This window comes from Clostridium sp. (assembly GCF_050717515.1).
Classification (GTDB): Bacteria; Bacillota; Clostridia; order Clostridiales; family Clostridiaceae; genus Clostridium_AD.
Map to the genome: position 1 here is coordinate 49775 of NZ_JBOITL010000024.1, position 25051 is coordinate 74825.

The window sequence follows — 25051 nt, forward strand, 5'->3', positions numbered from 1 at the left end:
AATTAAAACATTATAAGATAGCGAGGAATTAACATGGAAATTCTATTTGCGATGAATGTATTAGATCTAATATTGGCAGTTGTCCTAGACTTATTAATTGGAGATCCATATTGGTTTCCACATCCGGTGATTTATATAGGAAAACTTATATCTGCGTTAGATAAGATGGGAAGAAAGCTATGTAAAACCAATAAGCAAATTAAATCCTTTGGAGGAATTATTGTAGTTTTAGTAGCATCCGCTAGTTTTTTAGTGCCTTTTATAATTTTAAAGATTTCTAGTGAGATTTTTTGGTTATACCATATCCTCAATATAATATTGCTTTGGACAACCATAGCTACTAGATGCCTACATAAAGAAGGCAAAAAAGTATATGACTCCTTAGTTAAAAATGATATTGATGATGCAAGGGTTAAAATATCTTACCTTGTAGGCCGGGATACAAAAAATCTTAGTGAATATGAAATAGTAAGGGCAGATGTGGAGACCATTGCAGAAAATACAGCAGATGGTGTTATAGCACCTATCCTATACGCAATATTGGGGGGAGCACCCTTAGCTATGATGTATAAGGGCATAAACACTATGGATTCAATGCTTGGATATATGAATGAAAAATATAAATATATTGGATTCTTTCCAGCGAAAACAGATGACCTGTTTAATTTTATACCTGCAAGAGTAACTGGATTTTTAATTTGTTTAGCAGCACCGCTGGTTGGCGGGAATATTGCTAGTAGTATGAAAGTAATGATAAGAGATAGAAAAAATCATAAAAGCCCTAACTGTGCTTATCCAGAAGGTGCAGCAGCAGGTGCTATGAGAGTTCAACTAGGTGGTACAAATGTATATTTTGGAGAAATAATGTACAAACCCACCATAGGAAATAAAATAAAAGAGTTAGGTAAGGAACATATAATCGATACAATAAAGCTAATGTATGGGGCAATGTTTTGTTTAGTAATATTATACTTAATAGGAATGTTCTTTTGGTGAGTATTTAACAACAACTTGTGGATAAAATTACAATTTATTTATTTAACGGTGGATAAGTAATTAAAAGTGAATTAGTTGTTAACCGTCCCCGTGTTTTTTCACATGTTTTTTTAAAGTGAATTAGTTGTTAACTGTCCCCGTACTTTTTTCCCAAACTTTAATTAGTTGTTAACTGTCCCCGTACTTTTCTTAACCGTCCCCCTGCTTTTTTCGTTGTTATTCATTTAAATTAAAAGCCCCCTTATTACTTCAAAATGAAAATTATCTTGAAATAATAAGGGGGCCTATATTTATATTTTTATTTCTATTTTGAAGTCAAATACCCTTCAGCCATTAAAAGTTCAGCTGTAAGCACAGCACCACCGGCTGCACCACGTAGAGTATTATGAGATAGGCAAACAAATTTATAGTCAAATAAACTATCTTCTCGTAGTCTACCAATTGCTATGCCCATGCCTTTTTCAATATTTCTATCTAGGTTAGTTTGTGGTCTATCATTTTCCTCAAAGTAGGTTAGAAATTGCTTAGGGGCATTTGGGAGGTTTAAAAGTTGCGGTTTTCCCTGGAAACTTGCCCAATGCTGTAAAATAGTTTCTTTAGATGGTTTATCTTCAAAGGAAACAAACACTGCAGCCAAGTGACCATCTGATACAGGAACACGTATGCATTGAGTTGAAATAATAGGATCCACGGCATTAACTATACTATCATTTTCTATATGGCCCCAAATTTTTAGAGGCTCCTGCTCACTCTTTTCTTCTTCTCCACCTATATAGGGTATTACATTATCACTAATTTCTGGCCAGTCTGAAAATATTTTTCCAGAGCCGGATATAGCTTGATAGGTACAAACTAATATTTTTTTAGGTTTATATTGCATAAGTGCACTTATAGCAGGAACATAACTTTGAATTGAACAATTAGGTTTAGCAACAATAAAACCTTTTTTAGTGCCTAATCGATTGCGTTGAGCCTTAATTAATTCAAAATGGTCAGCATTTATTTCTGGAATAACCATTGGAACATCCTCTGTATGTCGATGCGCAGAGTTATTTGAAATTACAGGAGTTTCAGCTTTTGCATACTTTTCTTCAATTTCTCTAATTTCATTTGCTGGCATATTAACAGCGCAGAATACAAAATCTACCTCACTGCTTATTAAATCTACCTCATCTATATTTTTTATTACTATATTTTTAACACACTCTGGCATAGGTAAATCTAATTTCCATCTATTATTTACTGCTTCAAAATAAGTTTTACCCACAGAGTTTTCACTAGCAGCAATAACAGCTATTTCAAAATAAGGGTGATCTGCTAGCAGTGTAACAAGACGTTGACCAACAAATCCAGTTCCACCTAATAAACCAACTTTTAATTTTTTATCCATTGTATTGATACCTCCATATTTTAATGATATACATTTGTTTCAAAATATAAATGCTATATTTATATATATTCATATCTAAGTCATAAAGTTAATAGTAATAGTAATAGTAATAGTAATAAATATAAAATTATATAAAGCTTACTATTATTAATGATTATAATGTTAAAAAGTATATACTTCAAGTAAATAATTATATAGAATAGATATGTACATAAATTTATGCTTGACAATGGTGCCATAAGATATATAATTTTTTTAGAAGATGTCTAAGAGAAATGGGGAATAAAGTTGGCTAAAAATGATAAAAATAAGATAAAGTTATATGGGTTTAACAATTTAACAAAATCATTAAGTTTTAATATTTATGATATTTGCTATACAAGAACGGAAGAAGACCGCAAGAAGTATATAGAGTATATTGATGAACAATATAATGCCGAGAGGTTAACAAAAATCCTCACTGATGTTACTGAAATAATAGGCGCTAGCGTATTAAACATTGCGAAGCAAGACTATGACCCTCAAGGAGCAAGTGTAACATTACTTATTTCAGAGGAAGAAATTCCACTATATATGGTAGATCCGTCTTGTAATAGAGGGGTTTTAACTCCGATTCGTGAGAATATTGTGGCTCATTTAGATAAAAGCCATGTAACAGTACATACTTATCCTGAAAGCCATCCTCAAAATAATATAAGCACCTTTAGAGTGGACATAGATGTAGCCACTTGTGGAACTATTTCCCCATTAAAAGCTCTAAACTATTTAATAGGTAGCTTTGATTCTGATATTATTACTATTGATTACAGGGTTCGTGGCTTTACTAGAGATATGGATGGTAAAAAACATTTTATAGATCATGAAATTAATTCTATACAAAATTATATTGCCAGTGAGACTATAAATAGATACAATTTAATTGATATGAATATATATCAATCTAATATATTTCATACAAAAATGATATTAAATGATTTTGAACTTGATAATTATTTATTCGAGATTAAAGAAGAAGATCTAAACCAAGATGAAAAATGTGATATTATAAAGAAATTAAAAAAAGAAATGGTGGAAATATTTTATGGTATGGATATTTCTAATGGTTGATTTTTTTAGAATTCACTAAAATGGCTTAATTAAAGACTTCAAAAGGGTATTAATACTCCCACTGAAGTCTTATTTTTTTGCTTTAACCACATTTCAGAACCGCAGGGAATGAATTTCATAGATGGTGTCTTTGTAGGGATATTTTGTGGATAGCAGAGCCCCTAATTATAGAAACTGAGGAATTTAATCAGAAAGGTCATAAAACTCTTTGTTATATTTTAAATATAAGAAAATATTAAGGAAAATAAAGGAGAAACATAAACAAAATAGAAGGAATAATGATATAATGAAAGCAAAAAACAAAAAAGGTAGGAGTCGTGCATGCGTTGGTTAGAAATCACAAAGGGTAATTCTTTAACAGGTAGTATCACTATACCAGGATCAAAAAACAGCTCATTGCCACTACTGGCTGCGTGCTGTTTATGTAATGAAGAGGTTGTATTAAAAAATATACCTAATATTTCTGATGTTAGCTTAGTATGTGATATTGCTAAGGATATTGGGATGAAGATAATAATTAAAAAAGATAGGTTAATACTAGATCCATCTAATATTAATAATTCACTTATAGACCATAATAAATCTGCTCACTTTAGAGCCTCTTATTATTTTGCCGGAGCATTGCTTGCAAAATATAAAAGGGTTTCTATAGGATATCCAGGAGGCGATGATTTTGGGTCAAGACCTATTGATCAACATATCAAAGGACTTGAAGCATTAGGAGCAAAGTTTGATTTCTATGAAGATTATTATGTGGTCCAGGCAAACAAACTTATTGGAGCAGATATATATTTAGATGTAATATCAAGTGGTGCTACCATAAATATAATGCTTGCAGCTGTACTTGCGCAGGGCAAAACAATATTAAGAAATGCAGCAAAGGACCCAGAAGTTGTAGATGTGGCTATATTTTTAAATGAAATGGGAGCCTTAGTTAAGGGTGCAGGAACAGACATAATTATTATTGAAGGTGTAAAAGCACTAGGCGGAGGTACTCACTGCGCTATACCAGATAGATTAATTGCAGGGTCATATCTAATGGCAGCGGCTATAACCGGAGGGGATATTAAAGTTTGCGGCATAATACCTGAGCATCTGATTTCTTGCACAGCAAAGCTTGAAGAAGCAGGGGTATGTATTGAAGAAGGTAATGATTTTATAAGAGCGCATATGGAGGAAAAAATTCAGGGTATAAATGTTAAGGCTACTATGTATCCCGGATTCGCAACGGATCTGCAACAGCCACTAACTGCCATGCTGTTAGTAGCAAACTGTCATAGCGTTATTATTGATACTGTTTATCCAGGAAGATTTAATCATTGCCATGAGTTAAATCTCATGGGAGCAGATATTATTATAAAAGAAGGAAGTGCAATAATTCCTGGTAATCGCTCCTTAAAAGGAGCTTGGGTAAATGCTTCAGATGTAAGAGCTGGAATATCTCTTATTTTAGCTGGATTAATTGCAGAAGGTACGACATATATTACTGGGGTGGAACATATTGAACGTGGATATGTGGATATTGTTAAAGATTTGGTATCATTGGGTGCAAATATAAAATTAGTTGAAACTGCTGAGGAAGAAAATGTTGATTTTGATGTTTGCTAGATATTGCGGCAGAAAAGCATATAAGGAACATTCAAATACATAGGATCAAAATTATGAATATATTGAACATAGATACCACTACATCATGAAATTTACGATGTAGTGGTTCTTACGTTAACAGCATACATCACATACAATAATATTAAGAAAATAAATTTAGGGGTGAGTGTATGCAAGTAGGAGTTATAATGGGTGGAATATCAGCGGAAAAAGAAGTATCACGAAAGACTGGAAAGCAGATTATTGAAAACTTGGATAGTGATAAATATGAGATTGTACCTATACTAATAAATAGCAAAGAGGAGTTTATAGATAGTGTAAAATCACTGCAGTTTGCATTTATTGCACTTCATGGAAGATTCGGTGAGGATGGAAGTATTCAAGCCATACTAGAAAGTCTAGGAGTACCTTTTTCAGGTTGTGGTGTTTTAGCAAGTGCATTATGCATGGATAAAAATATAAGCAAAAAATTGTTGGTATCAGAAGGCATAAAAACCCCAAAGTGGATAATAGTAAAAGATGAAAATAAAATTGATTATAGTTTAGTAGAAAATATAGGATACCCTATAATAGTAAAACCTAATAGTGGAGGCTCAAGTATTGGGACTATAATGGCATATTCCAGAGAGAAACTTAAAGAAGGGGTTTACGAAGCTTTAAAATATGATGATGAAATTATAATTGAAGAATATATAAAAGGCGAAGAAATAACCTGCTCAATATTAAATGGGGAGGTGCTTCCAATAATCTCTATAAATTCTAAATCAGAAATTTTTAACTATAGTTCAAAATATGATAGGGGTGGCGCTGAAGAAAAAATTATTCAACTGCCTAGAACGCTAAGAGATAAAGTTGAACAAATTTGCTTGAAATCCTGGGATACCTTTAAACTAAAGGTGTATGCTAGAATAGATATGATAATAAAGGGTGAAGAGGTATATGTGCTAGAGATAAATACTCTCCCGGGTATGACTGAAAACAGTCTTTTTCCTAAAAGCGCTAAGGCTTATGGACTAAATTTTAGTCAGCTTTTAGATGAAATAATCCAGTACTCGTTAATTAAATAAGAAATTTTCCAGTAATAATAAAGCAATTAAGTTATATCTTTATGGATGGAAGGTGCACTAATGTTTTTTGATATAAAACTTAACAAACATGAGACTATTTACGTTCAGGTCTACAAATATATTAAGGAAATGATTGAAGATGGCATGCTTCCCTCTGGAAGCAAGCTACCTTCAACCAGGGAGATGGCGTTGCTTATGAGGCGAAGCCGAACTACTATAATGAGAGCCTATGAACTTCTTTGCGATTCTAATTTGGCTTACACTGTAGATGGCATAGGCACCTTTGTCTCTAAGATAGATATAAATAAGAATAATGAGTGGAATGTTAAATGGGAAAATAATATTACTAGGTATGCCAGTTATGCTGAAAAACTAGATATTATGAAGCATGAAAAATTATATAAAAAAGGTATGATTTCTTTTAAAACTATAGCACCGGATGAAAGTTTGTTTGATGTTGAAGAATTTAAAAGGGCTTTCCTAAACACAATTTCAAAGGAAGGTGAAAAAATTCTTAATTATGGTTATGCAAAGGGATATAAACCTCTAATTAATTTTTTATTGGAGTATATGAGACAAAAGGGAGTTAACACAACTAATAAAAGCATCTTAATAACTAATGGATTTACAGAAGGCTTTGATATTGTTTTATCTTCAATTACTGAAAGTGGAGATAAAATAATATGTGAAAACCCTACCCACAATACAGCCATAAAGTTAATGAAACTTCATGAGTTAGATATAATAGGTATTGAGGTTGATAAGGATGGCATAAACACAAATAAGTTAAAAGAAGCATTTAAAAGCAAGGATATAAAAGCTGCTTATCTTGTTCCATCTTATCATAATCCAACTGGAATGGTGATGCCTTATAAAAAAAGAGAAGATATCTATAAATTATTGAAATCACAGGGCATACCAATAATTGAAGATGGATTCAATGAGGAACTTCAGCATCTAGGGACTCATATTGCTCCTATAGTATCCATTAGTGGTGAGGAGAATTCAGTGATTTATATAGGAAGTTTATCAAAAATACTTTTTCCAGGAATAAGGATAGGGTGGATTCTTGCTGATGAAAAACTAATAGATGTATTAGAATGTGTAAAAAGAAGCAGAAACATTCACACCTCATCAATAGATCAAGCAGTTTTATATGAATATATGAAAAGTGGAAGTTTTGAAAGATATGTAAAAAAAGCAAGAAACATATATAAAGAAAAATATGAGTTAATTACAAGACTTGTTAAAGAATACATACCACATAAATACATATTAGGTGATGGTGGGCTATATATATTTATAAAATTAGATGAAATTAATGCAAGAGAATTATTAGATAGATGTTACAGGCGAGAGGTTATATTTGCTCCAGGAGATATATTTTATACGGATGATAGCGGTAGTGATACTATAAGATTGGGGTTTTCTAGAGTATCCGCTGAAGATATCGAAAAAGGTATAATTATAATTGGACAAGAGGCAGAGAAATGCACTAGGATAAAAAATAAAAGAGGGAAAAGCTAATAAGAATTATTTTATTAGCTTTTTTTAGAGCCATACACCTAAATCACTTAAGAAAACATTTCCATTTAGTAAAGGTAAGAAACTTATTAAATAGTGAAGGCACTGACACATCATTCTGTTTATTTTTAGTAATCATACCGATAATAATCATTATAACTCCCAAAATCCAAGGTATAAGATAATAGAAAACACGATAAATAAATAATATTGCAAGAGATTCACTAGGTGATGCACCAATTAATTTAAAACCGAGAATAGTAACTAAGTCAAAGGAGCCAAGGCCTCCAGGTACCATACTTAATATTCCTACAGAAGCTGCAACTGTAAGTATTGGAAACACTTGAAGTGGGTTAATATTACTTATAAAGTTTGAACTTATATACCAAAGGAATAAACCAGCTCCAACCCATTCTAAAATTGAAGCGAAAATTAATTCTATTCTTAAAGGAGCTGAAGAAGCAACCGAGATGCCTTCAGGTAATACTTTATCTCTTATCCATTTAATTTTAAATAATAATAAGTATATGAATAAGTATATAGCAAAACAAATTACAGCTATGGAAAACCATTTATGCTCCGATAAAATAGGCTTTATAGGTAATATATTAAATATACCAAGTAAGGCAAGTATTGATAGACCAGTTGTAGTTGCTGGAACAACTAAAACATTTATAAATAGACACTCTTTGTTAGACGCATTTTCTTCTTTGTAGAGCATGGTACGAATGCCAGCTCCCGTTAACCCGCCCAAACCTAGAAAATTGTTAAAGGTATTGGAAATCCAAGAAATTTTCCAAGTTTTTAAAAGTGATAGTTTGTATTTTAAATTTTTAATTATAAAATAATCATAAAGAGTCATACAGGTTACAGCGGCAGAACCTGCAATGAAAAATAACAGAAGCTTTATAGGGTTAAAACTTCTTAATAGGGAAAGGGAATCTGCTAAATTAAGGTTTGATAATTCTTTTTTACCTTCAAAATAAATCAAAAGAACTATAAGTATAGAAAAAGTTATTTTAAGAATGGTTTTACTATTTAATTTAATGATTGCGCGTATACGTGAAGGTATAAATTTAAATCTAGATGATATATTTAGATCGTTCATAGTTTATTCTCCTATTCCTGTTAAAGTTTTAGTAAAATTCCAAGTTTATATATGTATTCCTATTATAAATTATAGCTTATTGAAGGGCTCTAAGCTAGTAACTTATTAAGACTATAATTTTACAAAAAATGCGAAACAATACCTGGATATTCTAAATAAAAAATGGTTTAATTAAATATAATTGGAAAAAATAAAAACTTCCGGTTTTTTAAACGTTTTTCAATATTTATATGCTATAATTTTAAACATATTATTAAATGTATTATTAAAAATATTCTAACAAATGATAGAAAAGGAAGTTTGATTTTCATTATTAAAAATTTAAAGGATGTAGAACATTTATTTTTTATAGATATGGGTTTTAAATTTTATTTATTAAGAGATAGGAGATATTTAGGCATACACTAGGGTTTAGAAAGGAGAGAACTAGCATGATAAAAAAAGAAATGATAGCTATGATACTCGCAGGCGGTCAAGGGTCAAGATTAAAACAATTAACTAAAATTATAGCAAAGCCAGCAGTTCCCTTTGGCGGAAAGTATAGAATTATTGATTTTTCACTAAGTAATTGTTCCAATTCTAATATAGACACTGTAGGAGTTCTTACTCAATACCAACCCTTGGCTTTAAACTCTCATATAGGAATAGGTGCACCTTGGGATTTGGACAGGAGAAATGGTGGCGTGAGCATGCTTGCGCCTTATCAAAGTGAAGATGGTGGAAATTGGTACAATGGTACTGCTGATGCTATATATCAAAATACAAATTATATTGATAGCTATGATCCAGAATATGTGCTTATTTTATCAGGAGACCATATTTATAAAATGGATTATTCCAAAATGCTAGATTATCATAAAGAAAAAGCTGCCGATGTTACTATTGCAGTATTAGAAGTATCAAAGGAGGAAGCTAGTAGATTTGGAATGATGAATACTCGTGGAGATAATACTATCTATGAATTTGAGGAAAAACCGGAAAACCCAAAAAGCAATTTAGCATCTATGGGAGTTTATATTTTTAAATGGTCTGCTTTAAAACATCTTTTAAAAGAGGACAACCTTGATAAAAATTCCGATAATGATTTCGGGAAAAATATAATACCAAAAATGATAAAAAATAATCAGAAGTTATATGCCTATCCATTCAGTGGATATTGGAGAGATGTTGGTACTATTGAAAGCTTTTGGGAAGCTAATATGGATTTACTATCTGAAGATAATGATTTGAATATACATGACACTAAATGGAGAATATATACAGTTAATGCTATGTTGCCACCTCAATATATTGGACCTGAGGCGAAGATAAGTAATGCTATGGTAAATGAGGGTTGCACTGTTTTTGGAGAGATAAATAATTGTGTGCTTTTCCAAGGAGTGCATATAGGGAAAAATACAAAAATAACCAATTCAGTTATTCTGCCAAATACTAAAATAGGAAATGATGTGGTTATTGATAAAGCGATTATTGGAAGTGACGTTTGCATAAGACGTAATTCGCATATTGGCAATGGAGAAGATATTATTGTTATAGAACAAGGAAAAGACATTAAAGTTGATTCTAAAATATCAACTAAATCATAAATTAAGGGGGTGCTAGTATGCTTAAAAACTATATAGGAATATTAATGCTAAATGAAAATGAAGATAATATTAAAAGTCTTACAAAATCAAGGCCTATAGCATCTATACCTATAGGTGGAAGATACAGAATTATTGATTTTGTTCTTTCAAATATGGTTAATTCAGGTATCCATAATATAGGTATATTCGCTAACACAAAATCTAGATCCCTAGTAGATCATTTAGGTTCAGGTAAATCTTGGGATTTAGATAGAAAAATAAACGGGCTATTTTTATTTAATTTCACAACAGATGGATCTCAATTAAGAGATATAGATATATTAAGTGATAATATGGAATATATTCATAGAACAAAGCAAGACTATGTAATAATATCTTCTTCCTATATGTTATGTAACATGGATTACAATGAGGCGGCTAAGTTTCATGAAGAATCAGGTAGCGACATAACCCTGCTATATAAAAGAACAAATAATGGGAAGAAACATTATTTGAATTGTAGCACTATATATATTAATGAGGAAAATCAAGTTTTGAGCATAGGGAAAAACATTGGAGCAGAGGATAAACTAAATATATCTATGGAAATGTTTCTAATGAAAAAAAGCACTCTTATAAATATGATAAACAAGGCGGTTCAGACAGGTTATCATAATTCAATAAAAGCTGCTATTTATAATAGTGTTTCGCAGCTTAATGTAAATGCATTTGAGTTCAAAGGATATGTTCAATGCGTAAATTCTGTAAAAAATTATTACAAAACTAGTATGGATATGCTAAATGGAAAAGTAACCAAGGAATTATTTTTTAATAATGGGTTAATTTATACAAAAAGTAAAGACGGAGCACCCACTAAATACTTTAATGAGTCAAAAGTTAAAAATGCACTGATATCCAATGGATGTATTTTAAAAGGAAGTATAGAGAATAGTATAATTTCAAGAAGGGTCACAGTTCATGCTGGTGCAGAACTTAAAAATTGCATAATATTTGAAAATTGTGAAATCAAACAAGGATGTAAATTAACTAATGTTATTCTTGATAAAAATACTATTATAAATGAGAATACAATATTAAAAGGGGATGAAGATTTCCCAGTTGTTATAGAGAAAAAATCCAGCTTGGAATAATAAAAAGGCTAAAGGAGGTTTAGTATGAAAGTATTATTTGTGGCAGCGGAAGCGTATCCTTTTATAAAAACAGGAGGGCTTGGGGATGTAGCATATGCACTACCTAAAGCATTGAGAAATATGGGTATTGATGTAAGAGTAATTATGCCCAAATACAGTGGTATTCCATTATCCTTTAAAAATTGTATAGAAAATGTAGCTAGTTTTACTGTGCCAGTTGGATGGAGAAATCAATATTGTGGTTTGCAATATCTAGCTTATGAGGGCATCCCGTATTATTTTGTAGATAATGAATATTATTTTGATAGACCTGAGATATATGGATGTTATGATGATGGAGAGAGATATTCTTTCTTTTCAAAAGCTGTACTAGAATCTATAAAACACATGGGAGATTTTGTGCCAGATATAATTCATTGCAATGATTGGCACTCTGGAATTTTGCCAGCACTCCTTAAAGATTCCTATAGTGAGGAGGAAATGTACAGTAAAATAAAAAGTGTATTCACTATCCATAATTTAAAATATCAAGGAGTATTTCCAAAAGAAATACTCGGTGAGTTATTAAATTTAGATGAGGGGTATTTTAGCGATGATGCACTTAAGTTCTATGATGCTATATCCTTTATGAAGGGTGGAATTGTTTTCGCAGATGCAGTAACTACTGTAAGCAAAACTTATGCAAAGGAAATAGAGACTCCATTTTATGGGGAAGGACTAGACGGATTATTATGTTCAAAATCAGAAAAACTATATGGCATAGTAAATGGTATAGATTATGATCTCTACGACCCTAAAGTGGATAAAAAAATATTTTATAATTTTGATGCAAACTCTTTAAAACAAAAGGTGAAAAACAAATTAAAGCTTCAATATGAACTATGTTTCACTGTAAATGAAAACATACCAATGATTGGAATTGTCACTAGACTAGTGAAGCAAAAGGGTTTAGATTTAATAGTTGAGAAACTCCAAGAACTGTTAAGCCTTCCTATTCAAATAGTCTTGCTTGGCAATGGTGATGGCTACTATGAAGATATATTCCAATATTATGCGTCTATATACCCAAGCAGGATATCCACAAACATTGTTTTTGATGCGGGGCTAGCACAGAAAATATATGCTGCTTCAGATATATTTTTAATGCCCTCCTTATTTGAGCCTTGTGGTATTGGTCAGCTTATAGCCTTAAAATATGGAAGTATTCCAATTGTACGTGAAACAGGGGGGCTAAAGGACACCATTACACCATATAATAAATATACTGGTAATGGGAATGGCTTTTCTTTTGAAAATTACAGTAGTGATGAATTGATGGATGCCATAACTCGGGCTCTAGATTTATATAAGGACAAAGATTCCTGGAATAAATTAGTTAATAATGCCATGAATTCAAACAATAGTTGGGAAAATTCAGCTAAAAATTATATAGATTTATATAGTGATTTATTAGAGTAAATTTTAAAACTTCTAGGCGGTGAATATTGTGGTAATAGATAAAGAAGAATTCAAAGTAGATTATATAGAAAAATTACAGACTATGTTTGCAGAAGAGGCAGTGGATGCATCACGGCTGCATCAATATGTTGCACTAGGTGCATTAATAAAAGATTATTGTTCTAAATCTTGGATAGAAACCAATAAAGAATACGGGAAAAGTAAAACAAAACAAGTGTATTATTTTTCTATGGAGTTCTTAGTTGGAAGGTTACTCAATAGCAATTTAGTTAATCTAGGAATAAAGGATGTTTGCCAGGAGGCCTTTGCAGATCTCGGAATTAGTTGGATAGATATAGAGGATATAGAACTGGATGCTGGACTTGGTAATGGTGGACTTGGAAGGCTGGCAGCATGCTTTTTAGACTCCATGGCATCTACGCAGGTGCCCGGTCATGGTTGTGGTATAAGGTATAAATATGGACTATTCAAACAGAAAATAGAAGATGGCTATCAAGTAGAAGTTCCTGATAATTGGCTGAAAAACGGTAATGTTTGGGAAATAAGAAAAGAAAATAAGGCTGTAGAAGTAAGATTTTCTGGAGATATATATTTAAAGGAAGAAAATGGCAAAATGAAAGTTATCCATGAAAATTATCAATCTGTAAGGGCAGTACCTTATGATACTCCAATAAAAGGATATAAAAATAATACTGTAAATACCCTAAGGCTTTGGAGTGCCGAGACTATGGAAGAAGATTTTGATTTTTCATCCTTTAGTCAAGGGAATTATGCAAAAGCAGGTGAGGATAAATATTCAGTGGAGGCTATTTCACAGGTTTTATATCCAGATGATAGCTTTGAAAAAGGACGACTCCTAAGGCTCAAGCAAGAGTACTTTTTTGTAAGTGCTGGGATTCAAAGTATTATAAAAAGCTATAAAAAAATGAATATTTCACTTAGTGAATTTCATAAGCATGTGGCGGTACAGATAAATGATACCCACCCAGCTGTAGCTGTGGCTGAACTGATGAGACTTTTAATGGACGAACATGGATTTACTTGGGATGAGGCTTTCACTATTACAACTGGTACAATGGCCTACACTAACCATACAATTATGGCAGAAGCACTAGAAAAATGGCCTGTAGAGATGTTTAAAAAATTACTTCCACGTATTTACATGATTATAGAAGAAATAAATAGACGTTTTTGTAATGAAATTTACCATAGGTACAATGGAGATTGGAACAAGGTTAATAAAATGTCCATTATTCAAGATGGATATATTAGGATGGCGTATCTAGCTATTGTAGGAAGTCATTCTGTTAATGGAGTTGCAAAATTGCATACAGAATTATTAAAGCACCAAGAACTTGTGGATTTTTATGAATTCTTTCCAGAAAAATTTAATAATAAAACTAATGGCATAACTCATAGAAGATGGTTATTAAATTCTAATGAAGATCTAGCAAATCTTATAACTGGAACTATAGGTGACACCTGGATAAAGTCTCCAAATGAACTCTGCAAATTAATGGATTATGCAGAGGATGCTACTTTCCAAGAGAAAATACAAGATATAAAAACAAATAATAAGATAACTTTTTCAAACTATATAATGACAAACTATGGAATAGAAATTGATCCGAATTCTATATTTGATGTTCACGCAAAAAGACTGCATGCCTATAAAAGGCAACTTTTAAATATTTTCAATATAATGCATTTATATAATCAGCTTCGGGAAAATCCAAATTTAGATATAGTGCCAAGAACTTTTATATTTGGTGCAAAGGCTTCCCCAAGTTATCATTTAGCAAAACAAACTATTAAACTCATTAATACACTAGCTAAAAAGATAAATAATGATCCTATAGCCCGTGGTAAAATAAAGATAGTATTCCTTGAAAATTATGGAGTATCACTGGCGGAGAAAATTATTCCTTGTGCTGATGTTAGTGAGCAGATATCTACTGCGTCTAAAGAAGCTTCTGGAACTGGTAATATGAAATTCATGATGAATGGGGCTATAACAATAGCCACTTTAGATGGGGCTAACGTAGAAATATTTGATGCAGTTGGAAAAGAAAATATAGTTTTATTCGGACTAACCTCCCAGCAGGTAATAGAATATTATAAAAATAAAAATTATAGAGCTTCTGACATTTATAATAGCGATGCTAGATTAAATACCATTATAAATCAGCTAGTAAATGGATTTTTACAAACGGATAAAATGGAATTTATGAGTATATATGATAGTTTGATTCCACACAATGATGAGTTCTTCGTACTTAAAGATTTCGATTCTTATGTAAGAGCTCAAAGTGAAATTGATTCTTTATTTAGACAAAAGTCTACTTGGCAAAAAATGGCCATTATAAATATTGCTAGGTCTGGAATGTTCTCCAGTGATAACACCATTAAACAATATGCCAAAGAAATTTGGGATACACCAGCGGTTAGCATTAAATTATAATTATGGATTTTAACAAATAACAAGTCATTATGTTAGCTACCAATAAGCTGGCATACTTGATTTGTTATTTGTTTTTTATGAGGGGATTTATGTGGGTATTCATGACGGGATTCTGGGGGGGCATGATGGGATTCATGAAGGGATTTCTGGGGGGTTCATGAGGGGATTCAAGGTGGGGACAGTTAACAACTAATTAAAATTTTAATTAGTTGTTAACTGTCCCCATTTATCTTAACTTTATCTTAATAAGTCGAATCAATAAAAAAAATGTTGAATTAATAAATTAAATGTTGTAATATTATTATAAAGAATACATATACGAACGATTAATAAAAAAACAAAACTTAATATTCGTAAACTCATATATGCTTAGAGATATGGACTAAGCGTTTCTACCAAGTAACCGTAAAATACTTGACTATGGGTGTTTTAATAAAATAATGCAATAATTTTAAGAAGATTATTGTACTTGCCTTTATTTCAAAGTATAAAGAAAATATTCTTTATACTTGTAAATTTAGGTTTATAATTTTTATTATAAACTCCCTAGTTAAATTTAACTAAGGAGTTTTTTTGTTGTATTAAACATGTTAAAAATTTAATGAATAAAGGAGAAAAAATATGGAGACATTAAAGAATAAAATAATATCTGAGGGAACGATAATAGGTAGTGAAATCTTAAAGGTAGATAGCTTTTTGAATCATCAAATTGATATAAATCTTTTTAATGAAATCGGACAAGAATTTAAAGAAAGATTTGCTGGGCATGAAATTACAAAGATACTAACAGTTGAGGCGTCGGGTATAGGAATAGCATGTATTGTTTCACAATATTTTGGTAATGTTCCTGTAGTATTTGCAAAAAAACACGAAGCCACTAATATGGATAGCGAAACATATGAAGCAGATGTATTTTCTTTTACAAAAAATAAGAACTATAAAATAAGAGCCAGTAAAAAATACATAAATAGCGAAGACAAAATTTTAATAATTGATGATTTTTTAGCAAATGGAAATGCAGCCATGGGACTTGTAGAAATTGTACGTCAGGCGGTCGCTGAAGTTGTTGGAGTGGGAATTGTAATTGAAAAAGCATTTCAAGATGGACGTAGCCGCATAGAAAAAGAAGGTATTAAAGTAGAGTCACTGGCCATAGTAAAATCTATAAAAGATAGCAAGGTAGTTTTTAAGTAGTTTTTAAACCAGCAGGGACAGCTTTAAACATCAAATAGTTGTTAACTGTCCCCGATTATTATTTATATACAAAAGAAAAATAAAGGGGGAATTTATAATGAAGAAAAAATTAGGAAGTTTACTAATAGCATTTACACTAATTATGTCTATAGCCTTAGTTGGATGTGGTAGTGAGAAAAAAACTGAGACTAAAGATACTGCGAAAAAGGAAATAAAGGTAGGATTTATATATGTAGGACCAATAGGGGATGAAGGTTGGACTTATTCTCATGACGTGGCAAGAAAAGAGCTTGAAAAACAGCTAGGAGTAAAGACATTATCTAAAGAATCAGTAAAAGAAGATTTAGCAGAAGTAGAAAAGGTATGTGAAGAAATGATTAATGGAGGGGCGAATGTTATTGTAGGAACAAGCTTTGGCTTTATGGACGGAATGGAAGCGTCAGCAGCAAAGCACCCTGATGTTAAATATTTACATGCATCTGGATACAAAACTTCAGAAAATATGTCAAACTATTTTGGAAGGATGTACCAAGCAAGATATCTTTCTGGTAAAGTTGCTGGAATGAAGACTAAAACTAACAAAATAGGATATGTAGCAGCACATCCAATTCCAGAAGTAATAAGAGGGATCAATGCTTTTGCACTAGGAGTACAATCTGTGAAACCAGAAGCAATAGTGAAGGTGAAATGGACTAATACTTGGTATGACCCAGCTAGAGAAAAAGAGGCAGGAAAAGCACTAATTGCTGAAGGCGTTGACGTAGTTACTCAGCATCAAGACACTGCAGGGCCATTACAAGCAGCAGAAGAAGCTGGAATATCGGCTATTGGATATAATACGGATATGAAAGCTAAAGCACCTAAAGCATATATGACATCACCAGTTTGGAATTGGACACCATATTATGTTGAACAAATAAAAGCTATTCAAGCAGGCACATGGAAATCAGGAAGTTATTGGAAGGGATTAGAGTCTGGAATTGTTTCTCTTGCACCACTAACAGAAAATGCACCAACTGGAGCAAAGGATGCTGTAGAAACTGGTAAGGCAGCTATTATAAGCGGTAAAAACAAGATATTTGTAGGTCCACTAAAAGATCAAAGTGGAGCGGTTAAAGTTGCAAAGGGTAAAGGTATGACAGATGAGGAATTATTACAATTTAAATGGTTTGTTAAAGGTGTAGAAGGAAAAATAGAAAAATAAGAAAATATTAAGGACAGGAGAACTAAAATATGGATAAAATCCCTTATGTATTTATAGAAAATATTAGTAAGACCTTCGGAAAAGTAATAGCTAATGTGAATATGAATTTAACGGTGCAGGGTGGAGAAATTCATGCGCTTTTAGGTGAAAATGGAGCAGGTAAAAGCACTCTTATGAACATGCTATCAGGGGTATATACCCCTGATAGCGGTTCTATTTTTATTCATGGGAAAAATATGAATTTCACTTGCCCAAAGGATGCTATAAAAGCCGGAGTAGGAATGATTTATCAACATTTTAAATTAGTTGAGGAAATGACTGCTAAGCAAAATATATTACTAGGTCAAAATAGTGGCATATTTTTTAAAGACAAGTTGGAAATTAAAAAAATTCTTGATATATGTGAAAAATTTCAGTTAGAGATAGATATAAATAAATATGTTTGTGATATGGCAGTGGGAGAGAGGCAAAATCTTGAAATATTGAAGGTACTATATAGAGGTGCTGACATTTTAGTATTAGATGAGCCTACTACAGTTTTTACGCAAAGTGAAACAGCCAAATTATTTAAAATAATGAAAAAGATGAAAGAGCAAGGTTGTGCCATTATATTCATAAGCCATAAAATGGATGAAGTAATGGAGATTTGTGATAGGATTACTGTTTTAAGAAAAGGTGAAGCTATAAAAACCGTGGAAAAAGAAAAAACTAATCCAAAAGAGTTAACTGAGCTCATGATGGGGCGCAAGGCTGATTTATCTATAAATCGTGTAGATAAAGAGCCAGGAGAAATATTGCTACAAGTAAAAGATTTGAAAGTGTTAAATGCTGAAAAGGCAGAAATAATTAAACGTATGAGTTTCAGCTTAAGACGCGGTGAAATTCTTGGTGTAGCAGGAATTGCGGGCAGTGGACAAAAGGAATTATGCGAGGCCATTGCAGGAATTGAGAAGGTAGCTGGTGGCGAAATATTCTTTGAAGGGGAGAATTTAGTAGGCAAATCTCCTAGAGACATTATTAATAAAGGTATAAGCATGAGTTTTATACCAGAGGATAGATTAGGCATGGGTCTTGTGGCGTCGTTAGATATGGTGGATAACCTTTTATTAAAGGATTACCATAAACAAAAAGGACTATTTATAGATAGAAAACCAGTCATAAATAAAGCGAAAAAAATGTTAGAGCAGTTTGAAATTAAAACACCAGACATATATCATCCTATAAAATATTTATCCGGTGGAAATATTCAAAAAATATTAGTGGGAAGAGAATTAAGCATGTACCCGAAAATACTTATTATGGCATATGCCGTAAGAGGTCTGGATATTAATACTTGTTATACAATCTACGACCTGATAAGTGAGGAAAAGAAAAAAGGAACGGCGGTATTATTCATTGGAGAAGATTTGGATGTATTAATTCAATTATGTGATAGGATTATGGTAATTTGTCATGGTGAGGTAACTGGCATTGTTTCAGCAGTGGATGCTTCAAGAGAAAAAATTGGCATGATGATGGTTGGAAAAACAGTTGAAGAAGGAGCGATATAATCATGCACATTGTTAAAAGAGCTGAAATAAGTAAAACTGACAATTTTAAAATTAGATGTATTGCAATCCTCCTATCCCTTTTGGTATTAGGCATGTTTTTGATAGTAATTAAACTTAATCCAATAGACGTATATGCTGCAATAATAGAGGGTAGCCTGGGCTCTACTTATAGTATTAAGCAAACACTTATAAAGGCAATACCACTGATTATAACTTCACTTGGAATATCTATAGCCTTTAAAATGCAATTTTGGAATATCGGTGGAGAAGGACAAATAGTAATGGGAGCTTTTGCTGCTAGCTTTTTTGCATTAAAATTTCCTCATATGGATAAATTGCCGCTATTACTCCTAATGTTTTGCGCAGGAATACTCGGTGGGGGCTTATGGGCATTAATTGCAGCCTTGCTTAAAGGAAAATGGAAAACTAATGAAACAATTGTAACCTTAATGCTAAATTACATAGCCTTAAAATTTATTACCTATTTGCAATATGGGCCTTGGAAGGACAAAAGAGCAATGGGCTTCCCTAAAATACCTAATTTCTCACCAAATGCAACTCTTCCAGAGGTTTTTGGTATACACATGGGATGGATAATAGCAATTATACTTGTTATTCTAGTTTATATTTTCATGAAATATACTAAAAAGGGCTATGAAATTGCAGTGCTAGGGGAAAGTGAAAAAACGGCTATATATGCAGGTATTAAAATTAAAAAAACCATGTATATAGCTATATTCTTAAGCGGCGCTCTATGTGGAATTGCCGGTGTAATTCAAGCATCAGCAGTAAGTAGAACCTTGACTGTAGAAGTGGCAGGTGGTGCTGGATTTACAGCTATAATTATAGCTTGGCTATCAGCCTTAAGTGCACCCATTATAGTAATAGTATCTATACTTTTTGCTGCACTTTTAGAGGGAGCTTCATTTATCCAAACGGCATTTGGAATACCTCAAGCGGCTGCACAACTAATACAGGCTATTATACTGTTTTTCGTATTAGGTAGCGAATTCTTTACAAGATATAAAATAAACTTTCGAGCTGTAAATTTTCAAAAAAAGGAGGCAAATAAAAATGAATAGTATAACAACATTTTTAGCCGCTGCGGTTGTAGCTGGTACGCCTCTACTTTTTGCTACCTTAGGTGAAATATTAACTGAAAAAGTAGGAAATCTTAATTTGGGTGTAGAAGGTATGATGCTTATGGGCTCTGTGATTGGATTTATGGCAGGTTTAAGTACAGGAAGTCCAATTATAGCAATGTTAGCTGCAGCCATTGCAGGAGGCTTTGGGGCGCTTATTTATGCATTCTTAACTATAACACTAAGGGCAAATCAAGTTGTATGTGGACTTACACTAACTATATTCGGAACTGGGTTTTCAAGTATGGTAGGTAAAATATTGATTGGGCAAGTTACCCCGGATAAAATTAAAAGGTTTTTTGTACCTAAAAGAATTCCTTTAATAGGAGATATACCTTTTATAGGTGATATATTTTTTAATCAAGATGCATTTGTATATCTTGGATATGTTATAACCCTACTTATATACATATATTTATACAAAACAGCTAAGGGCTTAAACACCAGGGCAGTGGGCGAAAATCCTGCAGCAGCTGACGCAGCTAGTATAAATGTTAATTTATATAAGTATGTTAATACCTTAATAGGCGGAGCTCTTTGTGGTCTTGGTGGGGCATACCTATCTCTTGTATATGTACCAGCCTGGCAAGAAAATGTAACTGCAGGCAGAGGGTGGATAGCGGTGGCCTTAGTAATTTTTGCAACTTGGAGGCCTCACAGAGCACTTATAGGAGCATATCTCTTTGGTGGTCTTGACATATTAGGCTTTAGACTTCAAGGCTTACCTAATTTCACAGTATCTCAATATCTTATTGATTTGCTACCTTACGTAGTTACAATAATTATATTAGTAATAGTGTCTATGAGGAAATCTAGCAAAAATTCACCGCCGGCTGGACTTTCTAATGCTTATTTTAGGGAAGAAAGATAAGTGCCAGTGATGCACTGTTTAGAAAATAGTTAAAATTGCTGGCACTTTTAAAATCATGAAATCATGGGGGAAATCAGGGGGGACAGTTAACAATTAATGCACTTTTAATTGCAAATAGTTCAAAAAGTTGTTAACCGTCCCCAACTATTTTATGAATTATTTCAAACAACTTTGTATTTTATGATTTTTTTGTGTATAATGGATAGTGTGATATTTAAATGGTAACAATGATAAGAAAATCAGATAAGCAAAACTGATTTTATGTACGGTCTATGAAATCATCAAAATAACCATGATTTGAATAAGCATATATAGAATGAATACTAGTCTATATAGGTAGTTCAAGGATAGTTTTAATAATAATTATTTAATAGAAGGAGTGTATTATATGACAACAGAAAATTTAACAACAGAAAATACAGAAGAAGTAACAATGAACGACGTAATGGGCAGTATCGATGAAACTATGGTTCCAATTAACAGTGAGGACAATGCTGAAGAAATATGGGGTAAATTACAAGAAATTTTAGATCAAGATAAAACTTTAGAAATTACAATTAATGAAATAGTAAAAGGTGGAGCTACTGCTGATGTAGAAGGAATTAGAGCATTTATACCTGCATCACAAATGTCAAGTGCCTACATAGAAAATTTACAAGATTTCAAAGGAAAAACTATGGAAGTTAAAATAATTGAATTAGATAAAGAAAACAAAAAATTAGTTCTATCTAGAAAAGCTATAGAAAAAGAAGCAAACGAAGCTAAGGGAAACTTAGTATGGGATGAACTTAAAAAAGGCGATATGAGAAAAGGCGTTGTAACTAGACTCGCTAAATTTGGTGCTTTTGTAGATTTAGGTGGCGTTGATGGTCTTATTCACATTTCAGAATTATCATGGAAAAGAGTTCAAGACCCATCAGAGGTAGTATCTGTTGGAGAAGAATTGGAAGTTCGTGTAATAGATCTTGATAGAGAAAAAGGAAGAATATCTCTAGGACTTAAAGCAGCAGCAGGAAATCCTTGGAATAATATATCAAGCACATATAAAACAAATGATATAGTTGAGGGAACTGTAGTAAGAATAATGGACTTTGGTGCTTTTGTTCAACTACCTTCAGGTATAGATGGACTTGTTCATCTATCAGAAATATCAGAAGATCGTATAGAAAAAGTTTCTGATGTATTAAAAGTTGGAGATGTTGTAAAAGTTAAAATTGGTGATATAAATGAAAAAGATAGAAGAATAAGCTTAAGTATTAAAGAAGCATTAGATAAAAGTTATGGTGATCTTTCACAATATAATGGTGAAGAACAAGGCTTAACTTTAGGAGATATATTAAAAGATAAATTTAAGGATTTTAAATTCGAATAAAAATTATATATTCTAGTAAAGACTATGAGGCAAAACAACTAATAATTGTTTTGCCTCATAATCTATAAGGAGGGTAAAATTTTGTTTCAGTGTGAAGTTTGTGGAAAGCCAGCAGATAAACATCATATAGTTTATAAAAGCCAAGGTGGTATTGAATTTCCACTTAACTTTAGATACCTCTGCTCGCTTCATCATAGAGGAAACACTGGACCTCATAAAAACAGAATACTAGATTTAGAATATAAGCTCAATATGCAGAGAAAACTTGAAAATATTTTAATAAAGGAAGTTTATCTCATTGAGGAATTAGAACCACTGCTCAATATAAATAAGGGTATGATTAAAAGACTTTTTAAGGAATGCAAGTTTAATGATAAAGGCATTAAAAAAGCGGATATTATTTTTAGGCTTATGGGAAGAAAAAAATATGATGAGAAGATGCTACTCGAAGTAAAGATTTTATAAAAAAGTGTGAATATATATGTGCAACTTCTAGAAAAACTATGAAAGGTATAAATACCTTTTATAGTTTTTTTTTATTATATAGAAAATAGCTTGCGCAAATGGCTGAGGATAACATCTATAGGCTAGAGCTTGTCACTTTTGCCACTTGCCACGTGAATGGCACTACTCCACCATACATAAATAATTATGTAATTGGTAAAACTGTATGTGTAGGTGAATACTTTATATATATAAACATATTAAATAATGAAATAAGAAAGGAAGTGTAATTATGAATAATAGGGAAAGCTCAACTCATATGATTAGTAAAGTAGTTAAGGACAATAGTGGAGAAATAACAGCCTATGAATTCGAAAATGGGGATATAGTTTCAAAAGAACAAGCAGTCCTTTTGGCTAAGCAAGGTAATATTGGCGGAGTATCTATATCTACTTCAAAAAGAGGGGAAGAATTCCTTCGAAGTTTACCTGATGGAGAGAAATCCAATAATTTAGACAGTTTACCAGTTATAGACGATAACGATATCTATTAGGAGGCAGGGACATTAGGTTGTCCCTGCTTTTTTAAGGTCGGGTGAGTCCAAGGGGACAGTTAACAACTAATTAAACTAAGGCGAGTGGGGACGGTTAACAACTAATTAAACTAATGTAACTATTGAACACTATTTAAGGTTTATGTGTTAAAATTAGAGGGTAGACTTAGATCAGAACAGGGGGATAAGCATTATGAAAATTCTTAAAAGCACTTTGCAGTGCATTGAACCAGCAAATAAAGAAGCTATGAAAAAGGCCTGGGATAGAATTGATAGTTTAACAAAACCTATAGGAAGTCTTGGTGAAATAGAGAATATTATAGCCAAGATGGCAGGTATTACTGGAGAGATACATAACAAAATTAATAAAAAAAATGTGGTTATAATGTGCAGCGATAATGGAGTTGTAGAAGAAGGAGTATCTAATTGCCCTAAAAGCGTAACGGCTACAGTTACTAACAATTTTACTAAAAAAATTACCGGAGTATATGTTTTATCAAAATTTGTTGGAAGCGATATAACAGTTGTAGATGTGGGTGTTGATGCGGATTTTAATAATCCTAAAATTATAAATAGAAAAATTGCATATGGCACCATGAATATGATTAAGGGGCCCGCAATGACTAGGCAACAAACAATTAAAGCTATAGAAATTGGTATAGAAACAATTGATGATTTGGCAGGTAAAGGCTACGATTTATTTGGTACAGGGGAAATGGGTGTAGGAAATACTGCCACAAGTGCAGCAATTCTAAGTGTTCTTTCAGGACTTGATGTGGATATGTCGGTAGGTAAAGGCTCAGGAATTACGGAAGAGCAATTTACTAATAAAAAAAGAGTAGTTAAAAAGGCTATTGAAGTAAATAAACCAGATAAAAATGATGTTATTGATGTACTTTCAAAAGTTGGAGGATTCGATATTGCAGGATTATGCGGGTGCTTCCTATCAGCTGCTAAAAATAGAGTGCCTATTGTTATTGATGGTTTTATTGCATCAGCAGCTGCACTTTGTGCTTATAAATTAAACCCTCTAGTAAAGGAATATATATTTGCATCTCACTTATCTGCGGAACCGGGAGCAGCGGTTATAATGAAGGAAATAGGTCTTGCACCTATGCTGAATTTGAATATGAGACTGGGAGAAGGCTCAGGATGCCCTCTTGCTTTTAATATAATTGAGGCGGCGTTATTCACAATGGATAATATGGGAACATTTGAAGAGGCAACCTTGGATAGCAAAAAGTATATAGATATAAGGGATAATACCCTAGGGTAAGATTAGGTGG

20 protein-coding genes and 1 riboswitch are annotated in these 25051 nt (G+C 32.2%); of the genes, 18 read left to right on the top strand and 2 right to left on the bottom strand.

The genetic code is table 11. The features are described 5' to 3' along the window. Positions 1-33 precede the first annotated feature (33 nt). On the top strand, positions 34-996 hold the full coding sequence (cbiB, locus tag ACREV6_RS09000) for an adenosylcobinamide-phosphate synthase CbiB (protein ID WP_431577677.1): 963 nt from the start codon (positions 34-36) through the stop codon (positions 994-996). A gap of 304 nt (positions 997-1300) precedes the next feature. Here the strand turns inward: cbiB and asd are convergent, their stop codons facing one another. Then, a complete protein-coding gene (asd, locus tag ACREV6_RS09005; RefSeq protein ID WP_431577678.1) occupies positions 1301-2386 on the bottom strand; it encodes an aspartate-semialdehyde dehydrogenase in 1086 nt (361 codons plus the stop codon). 288 nt (positions 2387-2674) lie between these two features. On the opposite strand from asd, the gene speD reads away from it, so the two are divergent. The 4 genes from speD (at position 2675) to ACREV6_RS09025 (ending at position 7695) form a co-directional block, all read left to right on the top strand. After that, positions 2675-3493, top strand: a complete 819-nt coding sequence (gene speD / locus ACREV6_RS09010; RefSeq protein ID WP_431577679.1) for an adenosylmethionine decarboxylase — start codon at positions 2675-2677, stop codon at positions 3491-3493. 321 nt (positions 3494-3814) lie between these two features. Continuing rightward, a complete protein-coding gene (murA, locus tag ACREV6_RS09015; protein WP_431577680.1) occupies positions 3815-5101 on the top strand; it encodes a UDP-N-acetylglucosamine 1-carboxyvinyltransferase in 1287 nt (428 codons plus the stop codon). Between the two features lie 170 nt (positions 5102-5271). Then, the gene (locus ACREV6_RS09020) at positions 5272-6168 is read left to right on the top strand and encodes a D-alanine--D-alanine ligase (protein WP_431577681.1); all 897 of its coding nucleotides are present in this window, start codon (positions 5272-5274) and stop codon (positions 6166-6168) included. Between the two features lie 60 nt (positions 6169-6228). Beyond that, positions 6229-7695, top strand: coding sequence for an aminotransferase-like domain-containing protein (locus ACREV6_RS09025; RefSeq protein WP_431577682.1), 1467 nt, complete (start codon positions 6229-6231; stop codon positions 7693-7695). Positions 7696-7738: 43 nt separating this feature from the next. Here the strand turns inward: ACREV6_RS09025 and ACREV6_RS09030 are convergent, their stop codons facing one another. Continuing rightward, complete coding sequence (locus ACREV6_RS09030) at positions 7739-8800, bottom strand: lysylphosphatidylglycerol synthase domain-containing protein (protein ID WP_431577683.1); 1062 nt, start codon at positions 8798-8800, stop codon at positions 7739-7741. Positions 8801-9231: 431 nt separating this feature from the next. On the opposite strand from ACREV6_RS09030, the gene ACREV6_RS09035 reads away from it, so the two are divergent. From ACREV6_RS09035 to cobT, 13 genes are all read left to right on the top strand, one after another. Then, on the top strand, positions 9232-10386 hold the full coding sequence (locus ACREV6_RS09035; protein WP_431577684.1) for a glucose-1-phosphate adenylyltransferase: 1155 nt from the start codon (positions 9232-9234) through the stop codon (positions 10384-10386). 17 nt (positions 10387-10403) lie between these two features. Further along, complete coding sequence (glgD, locus tag ACREV6_RS09040) at positions 10404-11516, top strand: glucose-1-phosphate adenylyltransferase subunit GlgD (protein ID WP_431577685.1); 1113 nt, start codon at positions 10404-10406, stop codon at positions 11514-11516. Between the two features lie 24 nt (positions 11517-11540). After that, entirely contained in the window at positions 11541-12974 is a 1434-nt protein-coding gene (gene glgA, locus ACREV6_RS09045) for a glycogen synthase GlgA (protein WP_431577686.1), read from the top strand. Positions 12975-13002: 28 nt separating this feature from the next. Beyond that, positions 13003-15435 carry a glycogen/starch/alpha-glucan phosphorylase gene (locus tag ACREV6_RS09050; protein WP_431577687.1) on the top strand — a complete coding sequence of 811 codons (2433 nt, stop codon included), beginning with the start codon at positions 13003-13005 and terminating at the stop codon, positions 15433-15435. Between the two features lie 339 nt (positions 15436-15774). Next, positions 15775-15876, top strand: a riboswitch (purine riboswitch). A gap of 180 nt (positions 15877-16056) precedes the next feature. Further along, complete coding sequence (locus tag ACREV6_RS09055) at positions 16057-16629, top strand: xanthine phosphoribosyltransferase (RefSeq protein WP_431577688.1); 573 nt, start codon at positions 16057-16059, stop codon at positions 16627-16629. Positions 16630-16726: 97 nt separating this feature from the next. Continuing rightward, complete coding sequence (locus tag ACREV6_RS09060; RefSeq protein WP_431577689.1) at positions 16727-17833, top strand: BMP family ABC transporter substrate-binding protein; 1107 nt, start codon at positions 16727-16729, stop codon at positions 17831-17833. A gap of 29 nt (positions 17834-17862) precedes the next feature. Beyond that, positions 17863-19383, top strand: a complete 1521-nt coding sequence (locus ACREV6_RS09065; protein ID WP_431577690.1) for an ABC transporter ATP-binding protein — start codon at positions 17863-17865, stop codon at positions 19381-19383. Beyond that, positions 19383-20465, top strand: a complete 1083-nt coding sequence (locus ACREV6_RS09070) for an ABC transporter permease (protein ID WP_431577782.1) — start codon at positions 19383-19385, stop codon at positions 20463-20465. The genes ACREV6_RS09065 and ACREV6_RS09070 overlap by 1 nt, the downstream gene beginning before the upstream one ends. Continuing rightward, positions 20458-21396: an ABC transporter permease gene (locus tag ACREV6_RS09075; RefSeq protein WP_431577691.1), complete on the top strand. Its 939-nt coding sequence runs from the start codon at positions 20458-20460 to the stop codon at positions 21394-21396. Before ACREV6_RS09070 ends, ACREV6_RS09075 begins: the two co-directional genes overlap by 8 nt. Before the next feature lie 388 nt (positions 21397-21784). Beyond that, entirely contained in the window at positions 21785-22768 is a 984-nt protein-coding gene (gene rpsA, locus ACREV6_RS09080) for a 30S ribosomal protein S1 (protein WP_431577692.1), read from the top strand. Positions 22769-22849: 81 nt separating this feature from the next. Next, positions 22850-23233, top strand: a complete 384-nt coding sequence (locus ACREV6_RS09085) for an HNH endonuclease (RefSeq protein WP_431577693.1) — start codon at positions 22850-22852, stop codon at positions 23231-23233. Between the two features lie 271 nt (positions 23234-23504). Further along, positions 23505-23765, top strand: a complete 261-nt coding sequence (locus ACREV6_RS09090) for a DUF3892 domain-containing protein (protein ID WP_431577694.1) — start codon at positions 23505-23507, stop codon at positions 23763-23765. Positions 23766-23958: 193 nt separating this feature from the next. Next, complete coding sequence (gene cobT, locus ACREV6_RS09095) at positions 23959-25041, top strand: nicotinate-nucleotide--dimethylbenzimidazole phosphoribosyltransferase (protein ID WP_431577695.1); 1083 nt, start codon at positions 23959-23961, stop codon at positions 25039-25041. Positions 25042-25051 lie beyond the last annotated feature (10 nt).

Coding starts and splice junctions, on each gene's coding strand:
- cbiB (WP_431577677.1), top strand. CDS start 34: ATGGAAATTCTATTTGCGATGAATGTATTAGATCTAATATTGGCAGTT.
- asd (WP_431577678.1), bottom strand. CDS start 2,386: ATGGATAAAAAATTAAAAGTTGGTTTATTAGGTGGAACTGGATTTGTT.
- murA (WP_431577680.1), top strand. CDS start 3,815: ATGCGTTGGTTAGAAATCACAAAGGGTAATTCTTTAACAGGTAGTATC.
- ACREV6_RS09020 (WP_431577681.1), top strand. CDS start 5,272: ATGCAAGTAGGAGTTATAATGGGTGGAATATCAGCGGAAAAAGAAGTA.
- ACREV6_RS09025 (WP_431577682.1), top strand. CDS start 6,229: ATGTTTTTTGATATAAAACTTAACAAACATGAGACTATTTACGTTCAG.
- ACREV6_RS09030 (WP_431577683.1), bottom strand. CDS start 8,800: ATGAACGATCTAAATATATCATCTAGATTTAAATTTATACCTTCACGT.
- ACREV6_RS09035 (WP_431577684.1), top strand. CDS start 9,232: ATGATAAAAAAAGAAATGATAGCTATGATACTCGCAGGCGGTCAAGGG.
- glgD (WP_431577685.1), top strand. CDS start 10,404: ATGCTTAAAAACTATATAGGAATATTAATGCTAAATGAAAATGAAGAT.
- glgA (WP_431577686.1), top strand. CDS start 11,541: ATGAAAGTATTATTTGTGGCAGCGGAAGCGTATCCTTTTATAAAAACA.
- ACREV6_RS09055 (WP_431577688.1), top strand. CDS start 16,057: ATGGAGACATTAAAGAATAAAATAATATCTGAGGGAACGATAATAGGT.
- ACREV6_RS09060 (WP_431577689.1), top strand. CDS start 16,727: ATGAAGAAAAAATTAGGAAGTTTACTAATAGCATTTACACTAATTATG.
- ACREV6_RS09065 (WP_431577690.1), top strand. CDS start 17,863: ATGGATAAAATCCCTTATGTATTTATAGAAAATATTAGTAAGACCTTC.
- ACREV6_RS09075 (WP_431577691.1), top strand. CDS start 20,458: ATGAATAGTATAACAACATTTTTAGCCGCTGCGGTTGTAGCTGGTACG.
- rpsA (WP_431577692.1), top strand. CDS start 21,785: ATGACAACAGAAAATTTAACAACAGAAAATACAGAAGAAGTAACAATG.
- ACREV6_RS09090 (WP_431577694.1), top strand. CDS start 23,505: ATGAATAATAGGGAAAGCTCAACTCATATGATTAGTAAAGTAGTTAAG.
- cobT (WP_431577695.1), top strand. CDS start 23,959: ATGAAAATTCTTAAAAGCACTTTGCAGTGCATTGAACCAGCAAATAAA.